The sequence below is a fragment of the uncultured Sphaerotilus sp. genome (assembly GCF_963924895.1).
GTDB lineage: Bacteria > Pseudomonadota > Gammaproteobacteria > Burkholderiales > Burkholderiaceae_C > Sphaerotilus.
Genome location: NZ_CAWURG010000012.1, coordinates 40,175 through 55,236, shown reverse-complemented (window position 1 = coordinate 55,236; position 15,062 = coordinate 40,175). Strand labels below are relative to the sequence as shown.

15 protein-coding genes are annotated in these 15,062 nt (G+C 68.7%); 8 read left to right on the top strand and 7 right to left on the bottom strand.

The window, feature by feature from the left end; translation table 11 throughout:
- Window positions 1-10 precede the first annotated feature (10 nt).
- From AABN02_RS04425 to AABN02_RS04410, 4 genes are all read right to left on the bottom strand, one after another.
- A complete protein-coding gene (locus AABN02_RS04425) occupies window positions 11-1,264 on the bottom strand; it encodes a RimK family alpha-L-glutamate ligase (protein WP_338413707.1) in 1,254 nt (417 codons plus the stop codon).
- A complete protein-coding gene (locus tag AABN02_RS04420) occupies window positions 1,261-2,790 on the bottom strand; it encodes a pyridoxal-dependent decarboxylase (protein WP_338413706.1) in 1,530 nt (509 codons plus the stop codon). The genes AABN02_RS04425 and AABN02_RS04420 overlap by 4 nt, the downstream gene beginning before the upstream one ends.
- Window positions 2,791-2,894: 104 nt before the next feature.
- On the bottom strand, window positions 2,895-4,043 hold the full coding sequence (locus AABN02_RS04415) for an alanine racemase (protein ID WP_338413705.1): 1,149 nt from the start codon (window positions 4,041-4,043) through the stop codon (window positions 2,895-2,897).
- A complete protein-coding gene (locus AABN02_RS04410) occupies window positions 4,040-4,594 on the bottom strand; it encodes a Uma2 family endonuclease (protein ID WP_338413704.1) in 555 nt (184 codons plus the stop codon). Before AABN02_RS04410 ends, AABN02_RS04415 begins: the two co-directional genes overlap by 4 nt.
- 70 nt (window positions 4,595-4,664) lie before the next feature.
- Between AABN02_RS04410 and AABN02_RS04405 the strand changes: the two genes are divergently transcribed.
- Window positions 4,665-6,113, top strand: a complete 1,449-nt coding sequence (locus tag AABN02_RS04405) for an 8-oxoguanine deaminase (protein ID WP_338413703.1) — start codon at window positions 4,665-4,667, stop codon at window positions 6,111-6,113.
- Window positions 6,114-6,267: 154 nt separating this feature from the next.
- Window positions 6,268-7,203 (top strand): IS5 family transposase, encoded by a 936-nt coding sequence (locus tag AABN02_RS04400; protein WP_338413702.1) that lies wholly within the window; start codon window positions 6,268-6,270, stop codon window positions 7,201-7,203.
- A gap of 12 nt (window positions 7,204-7,215) precedes the next feature.
- On the opposite strand, the gene AABN02_RS04395 is transcribed toward AABN02_RS04400, so the two are convergent.
- From AABN02_RS04395 to AABN02_RS04385, 3 genes are all read right to left on the bottom strand, one after another.
- A complete protein-coding gene (locus AABN02_RS04395) occupies window positions 7,216-7,992 on the bottom strand; it encodes a hypothetical protein (protein ID WP_338413701.1) in 777 nt (258 codons plus the stop codon).
- 287 nt (window positions 7,993-8,279) lie between these two features.
- Complete coding sequence (locus AABN02_RS04390) at window positions 8,280-8,498, bottom strand: DUF4926 domain-containing protein (protein ID WP_338413700.1); 219 nt, start codon at window positions 8,496-8,498, stop codon at window positions 8,280-8,282.
- Between the two features lie 269 nt (window positions 8,499-8,767).
- Complete coding sequence (locus AABN02_RS04385) at window positions 8,768-10,435, bottom strand: Na/Pi cotransporter family protein (protein ID WP_338413699.1); 1,668 nt, start codon at window positions 10,433-10,435, stop codon at window positions 8,768-8,770.
- Between the two features lie 44 nt (window positions 10,436-10,479).
- Between AABN02_RS04385 and AABN02_RS04380 the strand changes: the two genes are divergently transcribed.
- The 6 genes from AABN02_RS04380 to AABN02_RS04355 all read left to right on the top strand — a co-directional run bounded on the left by AABN02_RS04380 (window position 10,480) and on the right by AABN02_RS04355 (window position 15,060).
- The gene (locus AABN02_RS04380) at window positions 10,480-11,280 is read left to right on the top strand and encodes a GntR family transcriptional regulator (RefSeq protein ID WP_338413698.1); all 801 of its coding nucleotides are present in this window, start codon (window positions 10,480-10,482) and stop codon (window positions 11,278-11,280) included.
- Window positions 11,281-11,414: 134 nt separating this feature from the next.
- Entirely contained in the window at window positions 11,415-12,434 is a 1,020-nt protein-coding gene (locus AABN02_RS04375) for an ABC transporter substrate-binding protein (protein ID WP_338413843.1), read from the top strand.
- Window positions 12,435-12,450: 16 nt separating this feature from the next.
- Window positions 12,451-13,278 carry an ABC transporter ATP-binding protein gene (locus AABN02_RS04370; protein WP_338413697.1) on the top strand — a complete coding sequence of 276 codons (828 nt, stop codon included), beginning with the start codon at window positions 12,451-12,453 and terminating at the stop codon, window positions 13,276-13,278.
- Complete coding sequence (locus tag AABN02_RS04365) at window positions 13,275-14,042, top strand: ABC transporter permease (RefSeq protein WP_338413696.1); 768 nt, start codon at window positions 13,275-13,277, stop codon at window positions 14,040-14,042. The genes AABN02_RS04370 and AABN02_RS04365 overlap by 4 nt, the downstream gene beginning before the upstream one ends.
- 27 nt (window positions 14,043-14,069) lie before the next feature.
- Window positions 14,070-14,570: a nucleoside deaminase gene (locus AABN02_RS04360; protein WP_338413695.1), complete on the top strand. Its 501-nt coding sequence runs from the start codon at window positions 14,070-14,072 to the stop codon at window positions 14,568-14,570.
- 274 nt (window positions 14,571-14,844) lie between these two features.
- Window positions 14,845-15,060, top strand: a complete 216-nt coding sequence (locus tag AABN02_RS04355; RefSeq protein WP_179632592.1) for a cold-shock protein — start codon at window positions 14,845-14,847, stop codon at window positions 15,058-15,060.
- Window positions 15,061-15,062 lie beyond the last annotated feature (2 nt).

Below are 15,062 nucleotides of genomic sequence, written 5' to 3'. Positions count from 1 at the left end.
CGCCAGCGCCTCAGGCCGCCTTCGAACGCGCCGCGACGGCGCGGTCCAGCAGGGCGCGGAAGGCCGTGCGCACCTTTTCCATCGCCGGCAGCTTGTAGGGGAAGAGGTCGGGCGGGTCCATGGAGTGCACGGCCGCGCCGGGGTCGACCTCGAACACGAGCAGTTCGCCGGACGGCATCTCGGCACAATCGATGACGAGGTAGTCCAGGCCGAAGCGCTCGCCGATGTCCTGCAGCGCCTGCGCGTGGCGGCGGGCGAAGTCGGTGTCGAAGTCGGCCATGAAACGCGCCTCCTCGGCGCGTTTGGCGGCGCAGTCGGTCATGCCGGCATTGAGGTAGTGGACCATCCAGTGCGAGGACACGCCGAGGTGCACCGCATACGGCACGCCGTCCACCAGCACGACCCGGAACTTGCGGAACTGCCCGTCGGCGCTGGCGTAGTCGACAAAGCGCGACAGGTAGAAGGCCTCGTCCGGCATGGTCGACAGGTACTGCGACAGCTCGAACGGCGAGTGGACCTTCGCCAGCCCGTGGCCGGCGTGGGAGTCGACCGGCCTGATGATGAGCGGCCAGCGGCCATCCGAGAGCCAGAGACCGGGCTCGACCTCGCAGCGCACCAGCTGCTGCAGCATCGGCCGGTTGGCGCGGATGGTGTCGGGGATGTGCAGGCCCGGCACGCCCTCCAGCACGGCACAGGCCTCGGTGCGCGCCGTGCGCAGCGTGCGCTCGGGGTGGTTGATCACGGACGTTCCCCAGGCACCGCATGCCTGCGACAGGTCTTCGAGCAGGCCACGCACCGGGTCGGACTCGGACACAGCGATCCAGAGTGCGTCATGCGGCGGCAACCAGCTGGGCAGCGCCTCGCCGGGCCGCACATAGAGCATGGTCAGCGCCACATCCGAGCGTTCGGCGAGGAACGCCAGCGGCGCGTTGGTCATCAGGTCACCCGGCGTCATGACCGCCAGCAGGCGCAGCGCCGGCGTGTGTGCGGCCGGCAGGTGGTAGACGCGGTGGCAGTCGATCGCCTGGGCCTGGGTGGCGAGTCCCACCTCGCGCAAACCCTGCAAGAGCAGGACGGTGGACAGGTCCATCAGCGCGTTGGCGTCGTGTTCGTCGTCGGTGGCGCGGGCGATCAGGGACTGGGCCAGCGGGAGTAAATCGGTGCCCTGGAAGGCCATCGACATCAGACGGGCCAGACCCATCAGCTGCGGAGGCGCGACAGCGGTCGTCGGGCGGGGCTGGAACTCGATGCAGGGCATGTTCATGGTGTGGTCTCGAAAGGGAAAGCGGGATCCGGCAGGCGGGTGATCGCGGTCAGGCGCACGCGGCGGTCGCCCAGTCGCAGCACGGCGTCGAGCAGGACGTCGAGGTCGGCCGCCACGGTGCGGTGGTTGACCAGGGCGACCCGGATGGCGGTGCACCCGCCGATCGTGGTGGTGGACGGCACGGCAAGGCCCGACTCGTGCAGGTCGGCGACCAGCTCGGCGTTGAGCCGGTCGGTGGCCGAGGCCTCCAGCGCGCCGCTGCGGTCGATGTAGCGGAAGCAGACGATGTTCAGCGCGACGGGCGCCAGCAGCTCCAGCGCGGGCTGCGCCGCGACTTGCGCTTGCAGGCGGCGGGCGAGGCGGCAGCTGTGCGCGATCGCGGCGCCGAGCCGGTCGGTGCCATGGGTGACGAGGGTGAACCAGACCTTGAGGGCGCGGAAGCCGCGCGACAGGTCCGGGCCGAGATCGCAGGGCCAGGGCGAGCCGGCGGCCAGTCCGCGTGGATGGCGCGACAGGTAGGCCGCGGGCGAGGCAAAGGCGGCGAGCTGGTCGGCCTGGTCGCGCACGAGGATGAAGCCGGCGTCGTAGGGCACCTGGCCCCACTTGTGGAAGTCGAGCGCGATCGAGTCGGCGCGTTCGATGCCACGCAACCGCGGTGCGATCTCCGGCGCGAGCATGCCCAGCGCGCCAAAGGCACCGTCGACGTGGAACCACATCTGCTCGCGCTCCGCCACGGTGGCCAGCGCATCCAGATCGTCCACGGCGCCCGTGTCCACCGTGCCGGCCGTGCCGACGACGAGGAAGGGGCGCAGGCCGGCAGCGCGGTCCGCGGTGACCATCGACTCCAGCACCACGCGGTCCATGCGGTGGTCGGCATCGACCGGCACGCGGCGCAGCGCCTGCGTGCCCAGCCCGCTGATGGCAAAGGCCTGCGCGACACAGCCGTGCGCGCTGGCGGCGGCGTAGGCGACGAGGGGGCGGCCGAGCGCCGGATCGGCCACGCCGGTCTCGCGCGAGCCAACGCCGAGCGCCCGCGTGCGCGCCACCAGCACGCCGATCAGGTTGGCCATCGACGAGCCCGTGACCAGCAGCCCGCCCGCGGTGGCGGGGAAGCCGAACAGGTCGCGCATCCAGCGCACGATCTGGCGCTCGACCTCCAGCGGCATCTGGTCGCGCCCGCCGAGGTTGGCGTTCAGGCCGGCGGCGAGCATCTCGGCCAGCATGCCCTCGACCGTGCCGCCGCCGTGCACCCAGCCCATGAAGCGCGGGTGCGTGTTGCCGACTGCGTAGGGCAGCACCTGGGTCATGAAGCGCCCGTGCGCCTCGGCCAGCGTGACGGGCGCGGCCGGCAGCGGCTCGTCGAACGCGGCGCGCACCTCGGCCGGGATCGGCTGCCAGACCGGCCGCTCGCGGATCCGTTCGAGGTGGTCGAACAGATCGTCGAGCATGCGGTGGCCCTGCGCCCGCAAGGCGGACCAGTCGGATGGGCTGGCGGGGTCCAGCGAAAAGGATTCAAGTTCTGGCATGGGGTGACGACACGCGGCTAGCCCCGAGCGTAGGCGCCACCTCCTGACCTGTCCCGACAAACAGGCGGGCGATCAGGACGCTGTTCGGTCCGCCGCCCGGGTCGTTACCAGCCCATGAAGCGCGGCCAGCGCGCCTGCACCAGCCCGTCCGCGCCAAGGACCTCGTACGCCGGGTGCTGCGCGGCGGTGGCGCAGACATGCTGCGGCAGGATGCGCAGCAAGGTGCCGACCGGCAGGTCGAGCAGCCGAGTCGCATCACCGCTGCGGTGCGCGATCAGGCCATGCTCCTGGTTCGCCGCGGCCACGATCCAGTCGCCGCCGCCGATCGGCTGGCCATCGGCATCGCAGACGAGGCCGAACCCGTGGTCGGTGAACTCGCCCGCCAGTCCGCGGTCGCGCGACAGCGCCATCCAGCCCGCGTCCACCAGCGTCCAGCCCCGGTCGCGGCGGTGGCCGATCACACTGGTGAGCACCGAGACGGCGATCTCGTCCACGCTGCACACGCCCAGCGCCTCCATCATCAGGTCGTGGAAGACGAACACGCCGGGCCGCGCCTCGGTCACGCCATCCAGCCGCTCGGCGAACAGCGCGGTCGGCGTGGCACCGACGCTGACCACCGGCACGTCGAACCCGGCAGCCCGCAGCCGCTCGGCCGCCAGCACTGCGCCGGCGCGCTCCTGCTCGGCCATCGCGCGCAACGCCGCCTCGCCGTGGCAGTGGTACGACCCGCCGCAGTGCGTCAGCACGCCGCGCAGCCGCACACCCGGCCCGACCAGCGCTGCGGCGATGTCGAGCAGCTCGGGGGCCTCGGGCGGCAGGCCGGCGCGCTGGCCGTCGGTGTCGATCTCGATCAGCACGGCCACCGGCGTCGGCCAGTCCAAGGAAGCCGCCGCCAGCGCCCGCGCCGCGTCCACGCTGTCGAGGATCACCGTCAGCGCCACGCCCCGGTCGAGGAGCCGGCGCACATGGGCACACTTGTTCGGCGTCAGGCCGACGGCGTAGGTGATGTCGGTCCAGCCGTGGTCGGCGAACTGGTCGGCCTCGCGCAGCGTGGAGACCGTGATCGGGCCGGGGGGCGCGCCCTCGCCTTCCGTGGCGCGGGCAACCTCGATGCACTTGGCCGTCTTCACATGCGGGCGCAGCGTGACGCCGAGCGCAGCCATGCGCGTTTTCATGCGGGCGATGTTGGCGTGCAGGCGCGGCGCGTCGAGCAGGAGCGCGGGGGTTTCGAGGGTGCTCAGCGCGGTCGTCATGCGGCGGTCACCCCGGCGAACACATCGGCCATGGCGACTTCGCAGCCCAGGCTGGCGAAGGTCAGCACGGCTGCGTCGCTCATGTCATGCACCACCCAGTCGGTGTCGCGCAGGCGGAAGGCTTCGACGCGGCGGGTTTCCGGGTTGACCAGCACGTACTCCTTCAGGCTCGGCAGGCGGCGGTAGAGAGCGAATTTCAGGCTGCGGTCGTATTCGCCGGTGCTGGGGGAGAGGACTTCGATGATGAGCGTCGGGGCGGTGAACACCCGGTCGGTGATCAAGTCATTGGCATCGCAGGTGACGAACAAGTCCGGGTAGAACAGATCCTGTTCGACGCGGAGCTGCATCGACTCGGCAAAGACCCGGCAAGGCGATCCGTCCAGCGCATTGCCCAGGTGCCGGCCCAGGTTCATCACGACCAGACCATGCACACGCCGCGCGCCCACCATCGCGAAGGTCTCGCCCCGCACGAACTCATGGCGCTCGTCGCGCTGCAGGTCTTCCCAGGCCAGGAAGTCGTCCAGGCCCATCTTCTGTCGCGGCTCGCCCATGTCTTGGCCCCTTGGTGAATACGTCGCCCGACGATTGTGGCAGCGCCCCGCCTCCCCCGACAATGAAGCCATGAACACCCCGCGCGCCCCCCTCCTGCTGGTGCACCAGGCCGACCTGATCGCCACCTTCGACGACACCCGCCGCGAGCTGCGCGGCGCGAGTCTGCTGATCCGCGGCGTGCAGATCGCGGCGGTCTACGTGGCGGGCGAGGTGCCGGCGCAGGTGCTCGACGAGGTGCGCGCCCACGGGGAGGTGATCGACGCGCGGGGCCACGTCGTCACGCCGGGGCTGGTGAACACGCACCACCACATGGTCCAGTCGCTGACCCGCGCCGTGCCTGCCGCGCAGAACGCCGAGCTGTTCGGCTGGCTGAAGACGCTCTACCCGATCTGGGCCGGGCTGACGCCGGAGATGGTGCAGGTCTCGACGCAGGTGGCCATGGCCGAGCTGCTGCTGTCGGGCTGCACGACGAGTTCGGACCACCTGTACATCTACCCGAACGGCGTGACGCTCGACCACCAGATCGAGGCGGCGCAGCAGGTCGGCATGCGCTTCCACGCCGCGCGGGGCAGCATGAGCGTGGGCGAGTCGGCGGGCGGGTTGCCGCCGGACCACCTCGTCGAGCGCGAGGAGGCGATCCTGGTCGACACGCAGCGGCTGATCGAGACCTACAACGACAACGGCCGCTACAGCCGGCTGCGCGTGGTGGCGGCGCCGTGTTCGCCGTTCTCGGTCAGCCGGGAGCTGATGCGCGACTCGGCGGCGCTGGCCCGCAGCCTCGGCGCGCGGATGCACACCCACCTGGCCGAGAACGACCACGACCTCGCCTACAGCCAGTTCAAGTTCGGCATGACGCCCACGGAGTACGCCGAGAGCGTCGGCTGGCTGGGCGAGGACGTGTGGCACGCGCACTGCGTCAAGCTCGACGCGCACGGCCTGGCGCGCTTCGCCGCGACCGGCACGGGGGTCGCGCACTGCCCGTGCAGCAACATGCGGCTGGCCTCGGGCATCGCGCCGATCCGGCGGATGCTGAACGCGGGCGTGCCGGTCGGCCTCGGCGTGGACGGCAGCGCGAGCAACGACGCGGCGCACTTGTTGAACGAGGCTCGTCAGGCGCTGCTGCTGGCGCGGGTCGGGCGGGCGATGCAGCCGCCGGAGAGGGACGCGGGCGGCGTGCTGCGCTACGGCTGCGACCTCGGGCCGGCGGAGATGACGGCGCGGGATGCGCTGGAGATTGCCACGCGGGGCGGCGCGAAGGTGCTCGGCCGGGATGACATCGGGCACCTGTCGGTGGGGATGGCGGCCGATCTGGTGCTGTGGTCCACGGGCGGGCTGGCGATGGCCGGCGGCGCGGTGCATGACCCGCTGGCGGCGCTGCTGCTGTGCGCGAGTCCGTCGGTCGCGTGGAACATCGTCGGGGGGCGGGTGCTGGTGCGCGAGGGGGCGTTGACGACGCTGGATCTGGGGCCGCTCGTGGAGCGGCATGATCGGTTGGCGGTAGGGTTGGTGGCGGGGTGACGAGCGTAGACCTGAAGTGAAAATTCCGTATGCTGGCAGGCCTTGCGGCGGCGTGTTGGGTTACACGGACAATGCAAGGTTTTGGCTATTTTTAGGCTTTGTTGCACAACCCACCCAGCCGGCCAGTGGTCGAGTGGTGAGGTAGGCTGACGGGATGAGCAAGCCGGCGAAGAAGAAGTACACGACGAAGAACTGGTCGCCCTACACGAAGGCGCTGAGAGCCAGGGGATCGCTGACGATGTGGCTGGACCGGGACATGGCGTGGCAGGCAGCGCCAGTCAGCGGCAAGCCTGGGAGACCGACGACGTACAGCGACGCGGCGGTGCAGTGCTGCCTGACGATGAAGGTGCTGTTCGGACTGGCGCTGCGCCAGACGCAAGGGTTCGTGCAGAGCGTGCTGGAGCTGTCGGGGCTGGACTGGCAGGCGCCGGACTACAGCACGATGAGCCGGCGAGAGAAGCGCCTGACGGTGGAGATCAAGGCCCGCCCGAGCCGGGGCGGGCTGCACCTGCTGGTGGACTCGACGGGGATCAAGATGCTGGGAGAAGGCGAGTGGAAGACCAAGAAGCACGGGGCGGAGTACCGCAGGCAGTGGCGCAAGGTTCACCTGGGGATCGACGCCGAGACGCTGGAGATCCGGGCGATCGAGGTGACGGACAACGGCGTGGGGGACGCGCCGATGCTGCCGGAGCTGCTGGGACAGATCCCGACCGAGGAAGTGGTGCTGTCGGTGAGCGGGGACGGGGCGTATGACACGCAGGGTTGCCACGATGCGATCGCCGAGCGAGGGGCCGAAGCGGTGATTCCGACGCGCAAGAACGCCCAGCCGTGGAAGGCCAAGCGGCCGGGAGCGGCGGCACGCAACGAGATCCTGCGGGCGACGAATCGGCTGGGGCGGGGGATCTGGAAGCAGTGGAGCGGCTACCACCGGCGCTCGCTGGTGGAGACGAAGATGCGGTGCTTCAAGCTGCTGGGCGAGCGGGTGATGGCGCGCACCTTCGAGCGTCAGGTGGTGGAGTTGCAGGTGCGGGCTGCGGTGCTGAATCGCTTCACCCACCTGGGCACCCCGGTGACGCAGGCTGTGGCGTAACTCCGTCTGGGGTCAGGGGAAACTCAGCCTTGGCGGGGTTATGCAACAAAGCCCCGCAGCTTCGAACGATCCCAGTCGCAGCGCTGATCCCGTCCAGAAACCCTCCGTCGCATGGATGCGCTCCGAGTTCCCCTGGTTCCAAGACATCAGGCGCTCATCCTCGATCACGTCCTCGATGAACACCGACGTGTGCGGCGGCAGATCCTTCGGAATGAGATAAGCCGCCAGAGGGAAAGGCTGGTCTGACCGGGCGTAGAACCAGTTCTTGACCAGCTCCCACGCTTCTGGATCCTGATCCGACCAGCGTTCGATCGGATAGGCGTCGCGCCGATCACCGCTCCACCAGATCTCGCCCGTGTCCCGGTGCTGGTAGACGATGTACTTGATCTCCCCCTCTTCCGGCGCAGTACCGACCTCGCGCAGCAGCAGCCGGAATCCTTGCTGGTGCGCGGCTTTCATCGCCGGCAGATTCCGTGCCGTCCGAATGACCGGCAGCCCTTCCCGATTGCCCTCGCGCTGCTCGCGGCGGTGCAGGAAGACGATGTTGCGCGCCTTCTCGGTGGAGAAGATGCAGGCCCGCGGATCGGCGCGGAACAGCGCCTTGGCCTGCTCGTCGCTCAGCCCGTCCAGGCGGTGGATGCGGCGCTTGCACTGATGACAGTGGCGGTCACCGGAATCGGGATAGAGCGCGTCGAGTTGGTCAGGCGTCAGCGCCATCGGGCAGTAGACGGTGTGCAGGAAGGTACCGTCGTCGGCGTACAGGGCGCTGGAATGGGCGTCGTAGATCATGGCAGGCAGGCGAGCGGTCGAGCAGCCGGACAGCATAGATCCGAAAATGCAGAAATCACCTCTGGCCGATCGCCCGAAACGGCGACTTGTTGCACCCTGCCGGACAGTTTCTACCCACGCACCTCGTCCAGCCTCCCCACCCGCGACGGCCGCATCCGGGTCTTGGCCAGCGCGCCGGCCGGCTCCAGGATCGGGTGGGCGATCGATCCGACGCTGGAGCAGGTGGAGCGGCAACCCGTGCCGCCGCCGACCGTCAGCCCGAGCTGATCTGACGCGCAGGGGGATAGTCAGGCAGCCTGCTTGACATCCGCCCGATGCGCGATGATTTCGCTGGCGTCCAGGCCAGCGGTGACGATGTTGCCTGAAGCATCAAGCCCGAAGTCAACCTCGAAGGCGCCCCCAGGGTGGGTGTCAACAATCGTTCCAACGGCTCCGGCCTTGACGCCGAATGCGGGCAGATCCACGAGGCTCTCGACCCGGTCATAGAGTTGAAAAATCTCCGTCATGGCTAGCCTTTCGCTGTCTCTAAGCCCGTCGTTGATGGAAGGTTAGCGCGGCACGAGCCCCCACCCCAACCCTCCCCCGCTGGGGTAGGGGGCAAGACCAGATCACCGCCGCCCGATCTCTTCCTCCTCCCCCCAGCGGGGGGAGGCCGGGAGGGGGGCCTCCGCAGTCAGCAGCCATATCAACCCGCACCCCGCCCAACGCTTGTCAAGTCTTGCGGGCCTGTTCGTACAGCGCATCGTCCAGAGTCACCGTGATTCTCATGGGCGCCTCACCCCCGCACATCATCCAGCCCGCCCACCCGCGACGGCCGCAGCCGCGTCTGCGCCAGCGCCCCGGTCGGCTCCAGGATCGGATACGCGATCGAGCAGATGTGCGAGTTGATGCGCTTCAGGTCGCTGATCAGGTCGAGGTGGAGCGAGCTGGTCTCGATGCTCTCGGCGGTGTTGTCCTTGAGCCGGCCGAGGTGGTTGGCCGCGTAGGCGTGCTCCAGCTTGCGAAAGCGGGCCTTCTCTTCCAGCAGCTTCTGCGCGTCGCGCGGATGGCCGTCGAGGAAGACGCTCATGCCGAGCCGCAGGTTGGCCATCAGCCGCTCGTGCAGGTGGATGATCTCGGCCATGCCGGCGTCCGAGAAGCGGCGCTGCTTGCGGATCTTCTTGTCCTCGATGTCCTGCAGCACGCGCTCGATGATGTCGCCGATCTGCTCCATGTTGATCGTGAAGGAGACGATCTCGGTCCAGCGCTGGCTCTCGCGTTCGGACAGCGGCTGGCGCGAGATGCGCGTCAGGTAGAGCTTGATGGCGGTGTAGAGCGCGTCCACCACGTCGTCCATCTGGCGCAGGCGCTCGGCCTGGTCGAGGTCGTTGTCGCGCAGCACCGGCTGGATGCCGCTGAGCATGGTCTCGACCGCGTCGGCCTGCCGCAGCGCCTCGCGCGCGGCGCAGCTCAGCGCCAGGGACGGCGAGGTCAGCACCAGCGGGTCGAGGTGGCGCGGCGTGCGGTCGTCGGTGGGCGGGGGCGTGACCATCCAGCGCTCCAGCAGGCGGGCGAGCGGCCGGGTCAGCGGCACGAACAGCAGCGCCTGCGCCGCGTTGAACGCGAGGTTGAAGACGACCACCTGCAGCAGCACCTCCGGCACCCACTGCTGCAGCCAGACATGGAACAGCCCCATGAACGGCGCCGCAACCGCGCAGGCCAGACAGCGCAGGATGAGCGAGCCCATCGGCAGGCGGCGCGTCGAGACATCGGAGCCCGAGACCGACAGCACCGCCACCAGCGCACGCCCCAGATTGGCACCCAGCACCAGCCCGAGCGCGGTCGCCACCGGCACCATGCCCTCCTGCGCCAGCGTGCCGACCAGCAGCACAACCGCCAGACTGGAGTAGGAGCCGATCGCCAGCACGGCGCCGACGACCAGCTCCAGCGCCAGCTCGTTGGGCAGGCTCACCAGCAGGGTGCTGACCAGCGGCGCCTCGACCAGCGGCCGGGTGCTGTCGACGATGAGCCGCAGCGCCAGCGTGATGAGCCCCAGGCCGATGGCGATCTGCCCGAGGCGGCCGGCGGTGGTCTTCTCGCGCGAGAGGTGCAGCACGACGCCGCAGAAGATCAGCGCCGGCGACAGCCACGACAGATCGAACGAGTACACCAGCGCCATCAGGCTGGTGCCGACATCCGCGCCCAGCATCACCACCAGCGCGGGCGCCGTCGCCACCAGCCCCTGGCCGACGAAGGACGACACGATCAGCGCGGTCGCCGTGCTCGACTGCACCACGCAGGTCACCGCCGCCCCGGCCAGCATGGCCCCGGGCCACGCCGCCATGCTGACCGCCAGCACGCGGCGCAGGCTCTCGCCGAACAGGCGCAGCACCCCGGTGCGGACGATCTGTGTCGCCCAGATCAGCAGGGCGATCGCGGCGAACAGGTTGAGCAGATGGAGCATGGAGGACCCGATTGCACACGCTTGCGGCACGTGTATACACTGGGATGAACACCCCAGAATACAACGTACACCGGCGATCGACCATGCACCACAGCCCTCCCCTGACGCCGAACGCCTTGCAACCTGGCGGCGGGTTACCCGCTGCCGACACCCCACCCGTAGCGGCCGACGAGCACGTCACCAGCACGACGCAGCGCATCGTCGACGCCATCACCGCCGCCATCGTCGAGCGCCGCCTGATGCCCGGCACCAAGCTCGCCGAGCAGCCGATCGCTGACATCTTCAAGGTCTCGCGCACCCTCGTGCGGCAGGCGCTGATGCAGCTCAGCCGCGACCGCCTCATCACGCTGGAGCCGGCACGCGGCGCCTTCGTCGCGCAACCGAGCGTCGAGGAAGCGCGGCAGGTCTTCGCGGTGCGGCAGATGCTGGAAACCGCGCTGGCCCGCCAGCTCGCTGCCTCGATCACGCCGGCCCAGATCGAGGAGCTGCGCGCCCACCTCGTCGCCGAGCGCGAAGCCGTGCTGCGCACCGACGTGCCGGGCCGCACGCGGCTGCTGGCCGATTTCCACGTGGTGCTCGCCCGCCAGCTCGGCAACGAGGTGCTGGCGCAGCTGCTCGCCGACCTGCTGTCGCGCTCGTCGCTGATCTCGCTGATGTACCAGTCCTCGCACTCGGCCGAGCACTCGCAGGACGAACACGTCGCCATCGTCGAGGCCCTGGCCCGACACGACGCCGAGGCTGCCGCCGCACTGATGGCCAGCCACATCGGCAGCGTCGAGCGCAATCTCAGCCTGAACCCGCGCATCCACGATCTGGCCAGCGCGCTGGCACCGTCCGCAGCCTGAGCCCCGGTCCGGTCAAGGGTTCGAGCTGATCGCGGCGGCCGGAACTGGCACGCAAACTGCTTTCCAGAACTGTCCACCAAACTGTATACGATCTGGAGTACACAATGCCCCATCCCTTGCCGATCCGCCGCACCATGCTGGTGCTCGCCTGTGCCTCCCTGCTGGGCACGCTGCCCTTGGCCGTGCAGGCCCAGGAAACACCGGTCAAGTTCCAGCTCGACTGGCGCTTCGAGGGACCGGCCGCGCTGTTCCAGATGCCCGCCACGAAGGGGTTCTTCAAGGACGAGAAGCTCAACGTCACCATCGACGCTGGCAACGGCTCGGGCGGCACGGTGACCCGCGTCGCCTCCGGCACCTACGACATGGGCTTCGCCGATCTGGCCGCGCTGATGGAGTTCCACGCCAACAACCCGACCGCGCCGAACAAGCCGGTCGCGGTGATGATGGTCTACAACAACACGCCGGCGGCGGTGCTGGCGCTCAAGAAGAGCGGCATCAAGACCCCCGCCGATCTGAACGGCAAGAAGCTCGGCGCCCCGGTGTTCGACGCCGGCCGCAAGGCCTGGCCGATCTTCGCCAAGGCCAACGGCATCGGCAACGTCGCCTGGACCGCGATGGACCCGCCGCTGCGCGAGACCATGCTGGTGCGCGGCGACATCGACGCGATCACCGGCTTCTCCTTCACCTCGCTGCTCAACCTCGAAGCGCGTGGCGTCAAGGTCGAGGACGTGGTCGTGCTGCCCTACCCGCAGTACGGCGTGAAGCTCTACGGCAACGCGATCATCGCCAGCGAGGAGTTCGTGAAGAAGAACCCGGAGGCGATCAAGGCCTTCCTGCGGGCGTTCACCAAGGGGGTGAAGGCGGTGATCGCGGACCCGACCGGCGCGGTCGAGACGGTCAAGGCGCGTGACGGCATCATCAACAGCGAGCTGGAGCTGCGCCGCCTGAAGCTGGCGCTGGACGCGACCGTGCTGACACCCGATGCCAAGGCCGAGGGCTTCGGCGAGGTGAAGGCCCCGCGCCTGTCGCTGATGGCCAGCCAGGTCTCGGACGCCTTCGGCACCAAGGAGCGTGTCAAGGCCGATGCCGTGTGGAACGGCAGCTTCTTGCCCGCCGCCGCCGACCGCAACATCTTCGCCGCCGCGAAGAAGTAAGCCGAGGTCGTCGCGCATGACCGCCTTCGTCGATTTCCAGGATGTCTGGCTCGCCTACAACGACGAGCTGCTCGCCAAGGAGCAGTTCGCGGTGGAGAACATCAACCTGCAGGTGGGCGAAGGCGAGTTCATCGCCATCGTCGGGCCGTCGGGCTGCGGCAAGTCCACCTTCATGAAGCTGGCCACCGGCCTGAAGCGCCCGAGCAAGGGCCGCGTGGTGATCGACGGCCAGCCCGTGACCGGCCCGCTGAAGATCACCGGCATGGCCTTCCAGGCGCCGAGCCTGCTGCCCTGGCGCACCACGGTGGAGAACGTGCTGCTGCCGCTGGAGATCGTCGAGCCCTACCGCTCGTCCTTCAAGCAGAAGAAGGCCGCGTACACCGAGAAGGCCCGCAAGCTGCTGCAGAGCGTGGGCCTGGGCGGCTACGAGGACAAGTTCCCGTGGCAGCTCTCGGGCGGGATGCAGCAGCGGGCGTCGATCTGCCGCGCGCTGGTGCATGAGCCGAAGCTGCTGCTGCTGGACGAGCCCTTCGGTGCGCTGGATGCGTTCACGCGCGAGGAGCTGTGGTGCGCGCTGCGCGACCTGCAGGCCGCGCAGAAGTTCAACGTCATCCTCGTCACGCACGACCTGCGCGAGAGTGTCTTCCTGGCCGACACGGTCTATGTGATGAGCAAGAGCCCAGGGCGCTTCGTCGTCAAGCGCGAGATCGATCTGCCGCGGCCACGCGATCTGGAGATCACCTACACCCCGGAATTCACCAACATCGTGCATGAGCTGCGCGGCCACATCGGCGCGATGCGCCAGCCCGCCGCCGTGGCCAGCCCCGTGGAGATCGCGCAATGAACCCCAAGACGATGGAGCGCTGGTCGCCGTGGATCCTGCTGGTGGCGGTGCTGCTGCTGTGGCAGGTGCTGTGCACGGTGTTCAAGGTGTCCGAGTTCATCTTCCCGAGCCCGGCCGCGATCGCCGCAGCGCTGCAGGAGCACAGCGCGACGATCGCCGGCCACGCCTGGCGCACCTACTGGGTGACGATGGCGGGCTTCGGGCTGTCGATCGTGGTCGGCGTGCTGCTGGGCTTCCTGATCGGCAGCTCGCGGGTGGCCTACACCGCGGTGTACCCGCTGATGACCGCGTTCAACGCGCTGCCCAAGGCGGCGTTCGTGCCGATCCTGGTGGTGTGGTTTGGCATTGGCGCCGGCCCGGCGATCCTGACCGCCTTCCTGATCAGCTTCTTCCCGATCATGGTGAACATCGCCACCGGCCTGGCGACGCTGGAGCCGGAGCTGGAGGACGTGCTGCGCGTGCTCGGGGCCAAGCGCTGGGACGTGCTGACCAAGGTGGGATTGCCGCGCTCGCTGCCCTACTTCTACGGCTCGCTGAAGGTGGCGATCACGCTGGCGTTCGTGGGCACGACGGTGTCGGAGATGACCGCCGCCAACGAGGGCATCGGCTACCTGCTGATCTCGGCGGGCAGCTCGATGCAGATGGGGCTGGCCTTCGCGGGGCTGGTGGTGGTGGGCGCGATGGCCATGGCGATGTACGAGTTGTTCTCGGTGGTGGAAAAGCGCACCACGGGTTGGGCCCATCGTGGATCCAATGCACATTGAACCTCTCGCCGGCGCATCATGGCGGACATGAACACCTTCACCCGTCCCGACCCCACCACGGCGCAGATGCTGGTGCATCTGCGCCAGGCCGCCGACATCGCCCGCGCCGCGATGGAACAGGGCCACCATCCCTTCGGCGCGCTGCTGGTGGCGGCGGACCACGAGACGGTGCTGCTGATCCAGGGCAACGTGGACAGCGTCAACCACGCCGAGGCGGTGATCGCTCGCCAGGCGGCGGCCAAGTTCGACGCCGACCAACTGTGGGACTGCACGCTCTACACCACGGTCGAGCCCTGCTGCATGTGCGCAGGCACGCAGTACTGGGCGGGCATCGGCCGGCTGGTCTACGGCATGAGCGAGACCCGCTTGCGCTCGATGACCGGGCGCCACCCGGAGAACCCGACGCTGGACATTCCGTGCCGCGAGGTCTTCTCCCGGGGCCAGAAACCGATCCGCGTCTGGGGACCGGTGGCCGAGATCGAGAATGAGCTGGCCGAGGTGCACGAACGCTTCTGGCAGGCCCGGTGACCGACTCCTGCCCGGGGGCTTGAAAAAATCCAAGCAGGAACCGGGGACTGCGACTACACTGCGCCCACAGACATGCACAAGACCGTTTCTTGAAGGTCTTGCTCCTCTTCCGCTTCGCCCTCGATGCAGTATCGGCGGAGCCGGCCCAGGTCATCAAATCCCCGGTTTGACGTTTCTTGAGTGTTTCTGTCCCAGCGATTGCTGTGCGCTTTCTGATGCGCGGTATTCGCCGGGTGTCTTCATTTTTTTTACCACTCAACAAGGAACATCATCCATGAGTACGACCCAAACTGGCACCGTGAAATGGTTCGACGACGGCAAGGGCTTCGGCTTCATCACGCCGGCCGACGGTAGCAAGGACCTGTTCGCCCACCACAGCGAAATCAAGAACAACGGCGGCTTCCGCTCGCTGGCCGAAAACCAGAAGGTTGAATTCGAAGTCAAGCAAGGCCCCAAGGGTCTGCAAGCTTCGAACATCCGCGCGCTGTAATT

Bases quoted from the DNA above. Each gene is read 5' to 3' on its own strand.
- AABN02_RS04420 (WP_338413706.1), bottom strand. From the start codon at position 2,790: ATGCCAGAACTTGAATCCTTTTCGCTGGACCCCGCCAGCCCATCCGAC.
- AABN02_RS04410 (WP_338413704.1), bottom strand. From the start codon at position 4,594: ATGGGCGAGCCGCGACAGAAGATGGGCCTGGACGACTTCCTGGCCTGG.
- AABN02_RS04400 (WP_338413702.1), top strand. From the start codon at position 6,268: ATGAGCAAGCCGGCGAAGAAGAAGTACACGACGAAGAACTGGTCGCCC.
- AABN02_RS04415 (WP_338413705.1), bottom strand. From the start codon at position 4,043: ATGACGACCGCGCTGAGCACCCTCGAAACCCCCGCGCTCCTGCTCGAC.
- AABN02_RS04405 (WP_338413703.1), top strand. From the start codon at position 4,665: ATGAACACCCCGCGCGCCCCCCTCCTGCTGGTGCACCAGGCCGACCTG.
- AABN02_RS04385 (WP_338413699.1), bottom strand. From the start codon at position 10,435: ATGCTCCATCTGCTCAACCTGTTCGCCGCGATCGCCCTGCTGATCTGG.
- AABN02_RS04370 (WP_338413697.1), top strand. From the start codon at position 12,451: ATGACCGCCTTCGTCGATTTCCAGGATGTCTGGCTCGCCTACAACGAC.
- AABN02_RS04360 (WP_338413695.1), top strand. From the start codon at position 14,070: ATGAACACCTTCACCCGTCCCGACCCCACCACGGCGCAGATGCTGGTG.
- AABN02_RS04380 (WP_338413698.1), top strand. From the start codon at position 10,480: ATGAACACCCCAGAATACAACGTACACCGGCGATCGACCATGCACCAC.
- AABN02_RS04425 (WP_338413707.1), bottom strand. From the start codon at position 1,264: ATGAACATGCCCTGCATCGAGTTCCAGCCCCGCCCGACGACCGCTGTC.
- AABN02_RS04375 (WP_338413843.1), top strand. From the start codon at position 11,415: ATGCTGGTGCTCGCCTGTGCCTCCCTGCTGGGCACGCTGCCCTTGGCC.
- AABN02_RS04390 (WP_338413700.1), bottom strand. From the start codon at position 8,498: ATGACGGAGATTTTTCAACTCTATGACCGGGTCGAGAGCCTCGTGGAT.
- AABN02_RS04395 (WP_338413701.1), bottom strand. From the start codon at position 7,992: ATGATCTACGACGCCCATTCCAGCGCCCTGTACGCCGACGACGGTACC.
- AABN02_RS04365 (WP_338413696.1), top strand. From the start codon at position 13,275: ATGAACCCCAAGACGATGGAGCGCTGGTCGCCGTGGATCCTGCTGGTG.
- AABN02_RS04355 (WP_179632592.1), top strand. From the start codon at position 14,845: ATGAGTACGACCCAAACTGGCACCGTGAAATGGTTCGACGACGGCAAG.